Source organism: Comamonas sp. (assembly GCF_009360615.1).
GTDB lineage: Bacteria > Pseudomonadota > Gammaproteobacteria > Burkholderiales > Burkholderiaceae_C > Comamonas.
This window is the reverse complement of record NZ_SPEY01000055.1, coordinates 1-3,552: the sequence shown is the minus strand read 5'-3', so window position 1 is coordinate 3,552 and position 3,552 is coordinate 1. Positions and strand designations below refer to the sequence as shown.

Genomic DNA, 3,552 nt, shown 5'->3' with positions numbered 1-3,552 from the left:
TGGCGCGCTCCAGAAACTGGCGCATGCGCGCATCGCGGCGCGAAGCCTCGAAATAGACTTCGATGATGGATTGAGGGGCGGTCTTCAGACGCACGCCTACGGCGTGAAAGCCGAAAAGAACTTTGGGGGACGACATGGGGCCGTATTATCCCGGCGTTTGCGGCAGACCTGGGACTCACAAGGCCATGTCTGGGCTGGGCGCTGAGGTTTTTCATTGCCGCTACACTGCGCCCCCAACGGGCGGCACACCCACTCATCGGGCAGAACCGGCATGGCTTGTGCCGAGTGCAAGTCTTTACATGAAGCTGTGAAGCCGCCCGGAACGCCTGGCGGCAGGCTTGCCCTGCAGCCTCCCCGGCATTCGCGCACCAGATCTTTTCATGTCCGTCATGAGGAGCTTGGTGCGCTTGCGCCCTCCTCCGATCCCCTAACGAATACCCAGCATGCTGAAAGCCTTGCTCGATTGGTTCAACCGCACCAGCCTGGTGCTGCAGATTGTGATTGCCCTGATTCTGGGCGGCCTGGTGGCCTGGTTGTGGCCGGCGGCCGCCCAGCCCGCATCCTTGCTGGGCAGCCTGTTCATTGCCGCCCTCAAGGCCGTGGCCCCGGTGCTGGTCCTGCTGCTGGTGATGGCAGCCATCAGCAGCCACCGCCCGGGACAGGAAACGCAGATCAAGCCCGTGCTCTTGCTCTACGTCATCGGCACGCTGGCAGCGGCGTGCGTGGCCGTCGCTGCCAGCGCCATCTTCCCCTCGGTGATCCACTTTCGGGAAGCCCCCAAAGTCCAGAGTGTGCCCGGCGAAATCAGCCAGGTGCTGAGCACCGTCGTGCAGAGCCTGTTCGACAACCCCGTCAACGCCTTGCTGAACGCCAATTACATCGGCATTCTGGCCTGGGCCATCGCACTCGGCATCGCACTGCGCCACGCCAGCCCCAGCACCCGCACCATGGTGGAGGACTTCGGAGATGCCATCACCCGTGTGATCCAGGGCGTGATCCGGCTGGCCCCCTTCGGGATCTTCGGCCTGGTGGTCGCCACCTTCTCCTCGGGCGGGCTGGATGCCCTCAAGGACTACGCCCATCTGCTGGCCGTGCTGGTCGGCTGCATGGTGTTTGTAGCACTGGTGATCAACCCCGCGATTGTCTGGACGCAGACTCGCCGCAACCCCTACCCGCTGGTGCTCACCTGCCTGCGTGAAAGCGCAGTCACCGCATTCTTCACACGCAGCTCGGGCGCCAACATCCCCGTCAATCTGGCCCTCGCCCAAAAGCTCAGGCTGGACGAGAACACCTACAGCATCTCGATTCCGCTGGGTGCCACCATCAATATGGCCGGCGCGGCCGTCACCATCAGCGTGCTGACGCTGGCCGCAGCCCATACGCTTCACATCCCCGTGGACATCCCCACGGCCATCCTGCTGTGCGTAGTGTCCGCGGTCTGCGCCTGCGGCGCCTCGGGCGTTCCCGGCGGTTCGCTGCTGCTGATTCCGCTGGCCTGCAGCCTGTTCAACATTCCCAACGATGTGGCCATGCAGGTGGTCGGCGTGGGCTATGTCATTGGCGTGATTCAGGACTCTACCGAGACGGCTTTGAACTCCTCGACCGACGTGCTGTTCACCGCCGCCGCCTGCCGTGCCGCCGAACGCAAGGCCGGCCTGGAAGTGGCGCGCATCTGAGTCCTGCACTTCGAAAGCCGTCTTTGACCGCTGCATGCGCTTGCCTGCCAGGCAGCAGATGAAAAAAGGCCTGTGATCACACAGGCCTTTTATGCTTTTCTAGATCGCGCGGCCAGCCTCGATGATGATGCTGCGCTCACATTGCGCCGCAATCTCGCGGTCATGCGTGACCAGAATCAATGTCGTTCCCCGCTCGCGGTTGAGCGCAAACATCAGCTCCATGATGGTCTGGCCCGTGGCGAAGTCCAGACTGCCCGTGGGCTCGTCGGCCAGCAGCACGGCCGGCTCCACCACAAAGGCTCGCGCCAGTGCCACGCGCTGCTGCTCCCCACCCGACATCAGCCGGGGATAGTGTGCGAGGCGCTGCCCCAGGCCCACGCGCTCCAGCATCTGCGCGGCCCGCGCCCTCGCATCGCGACGCCCCGCAAGCTCCAGTGGCAGCATGACGTTTTCCAGCGCCGTGAGATTGCCCAGTAACTGAAAGCTCTGGAAGACAAAGCCCATCTTCTGGGCGCGTACCGCCGCCCTTTCGTCCTCGCTGAGTGCAAACAAATCCTGGCCCAGCAGCCGGACCGTGCCGTGACTCGGGGTATCGAGGCCGGCCAGAATCGACAGCAGGGTGCTTTTGCCAGAGCCCGAGGCCCCCACAATGGCGACGGTTTCACCGGCCGTGAAACGCAGATTGATATCCCGCAAAATATCCAGCACACCTGTGGAATCGCTCACCGATTTGGACAGCTGCTCAACGGCAATCAAAGGAATGGCAAGGGTTGTGGACATGAATCAATTGGATAGCAAAAACGACAAGGTTTGCAGACCGCACTTTGCACTGCAGCGACGCCACTGTATCGCTGTTGCCCTGACGCTCGCGATTTCGGGGGCTTGCACCTTGACTGCAGCGGCCGAGCCGGGGGCGAAGTCCGGCCCGGTGCTGGTGCTGGGCGATTCGCTGAGCGCCGAGTACGGGCTGACGCGCGGCAAAGGCTGGGTGCAGTTGCTGCAGCAACGCATGAATGATGAAAAAATCCCGCGCAAGGTGGTCAATGCCAGCATCAGCGGAGAGACCACGGCCGGCGGCAGAGCGCGCCTGGCATCGCTGCTCAGGCAGCATGAACCCGGCATCGTGATTCTGGAGCTGGGGGGCAACGACGCACTGCGAGGCCTGGCGCTGCAGAGCACGCAGCAGAACCTGGAAGTCATGATCAAGGCAGCCAAAGAAGCCGGAGCCCAGGTGCTGCTGGTGGGCATGCAGGTGCCTCCCAACTATGGAGCCACCTACACCGAGCAGTTTGCCAGCATGTTCAAGAAGGTGGCCGATGCGCAAAAGCTGCCGCTGGTGCCGTTTCTGCTGTCGGGCATCGGCGATGCAGCGGATGCCGAGCAGTGGTTTCAGAGCGACCGCATTCACCCCAATGCCCAGGCCCAGCCCCAGATGCTGGCCAATGTCTGGCCCAGGCTGAAGCCCCTGCTGAAATAGGCGGTGCCCGCGCGGCCTCAGTCGCCGCTGTCACCCCCGTCATCGGCCGATTCACCGCTGTCCTTGCTGCACGCCCCCCGGCCGCTGCCCGAGCCGCAGAAGTAGCTGTCGTTGAAGACGTCGCTGCCGTCTTCGCGGCAGCTCGCCGAAGTCCAGGCCAGCTGCGAATCGGTGTGGCTCGTCGACCCGCCGGACGGAGGCAGGAAGACTTCTTTCAACCAGTTCCAGAACGCCATGACACCCCCCTCATTGCGCCTCAGTCCGCAGTCTCGTTGCTTTCGGCGCGGACGCTGGCCTTGTAGGCATGCCAGCTGGCACAGCCCAGCAGCGGCCCGATGACGATCAGACCCACACTGTAGAACAGCAGCGAGGCCGCGATCAACACGGTGATGATCAGCC

The 3,552-nt window shown here is 63.5% G+C and carries 5 protein-coding genes; 2 read left to right on the top strand and 3 right to left on the bottom strand.

Annotated features, from left to right (window positions below):
* Positions 1-136, bottom strand: a 136-nt coding sequence (locus E2583_RS15900) for an RNA methyltransferase substrate-binding domain-containing protein (protein ID WP_291597209.1), incomplete at its 3' end; no start/stop codon positions are given.
* A 307-nt stretch (positions 137-443) separates the two neighbouring features.
* On the opposite strand from E2583_RS15900, the gene sstT reads away from it, so the two are divergent.
* A complete protein-coding gene (sstT, locus tag E2583_RS15895) occupies positions 444-1,676 on the top strand; it encodes a serine/threonine transporter SstT (RefSeq protein WP_291597208.1) in 1,233 nt (410 codons plus the stop codon).
* 99 nt (positions 1,677-1,775) lie between these two features.
* On the opposite strand, the gene E2583_RS15890 is transcribed toward sstT, so the two are convergent.
* Positions 1,776-2,456 carry an ABC transporter ATP-binding protein gene (locus E2583_RS15890; protein WP_291597207.1) on the bottom strand — a complete coding sequence of 227 codons (681 nt, stop codon included), beginning with the start codon at positions 2,454-2,456 and terminating at the stop codon, positions 1,776-1,778.
* On the opposite strand from E2583_RS15890, the gene E2583_RS15885 reads away from it, so the two are divergent.
* Positions 2,455-3,153 carry an arylesterase gene (locus E2583_RS15885; RefSeq protein ID WP_291597206.1) on the top strand — a complete coding sequence of 233 codons (699 nt, stop codon included), beginning with the start codon at positions 2,455-2,457 and terminating at the stop codon, positions 3,151-3,153. The genes E2583_RS15890 and E2583_RS15885 overlap by 2 nt on opposite strands.
* Positions 3,154-3,170: 17 nt before the next feature.
* Here the strand turns inward: E2583_RS15885 and E2583_RS15880 are convergent, their stop codons facing one another.
* On the bottom strand, positions 3,171-3,389 hold the full coding sequence (locus tag E2583_RS15880) for a hypothetical protein (RefSeq protein ID WP_291597205.1): 219 nt from the start codon (positions 3,387-3,389) through the stop codon (positions 3,171-3,173).
* Positions 3,390-3,552: the final 163 nt, after the last annotated feature.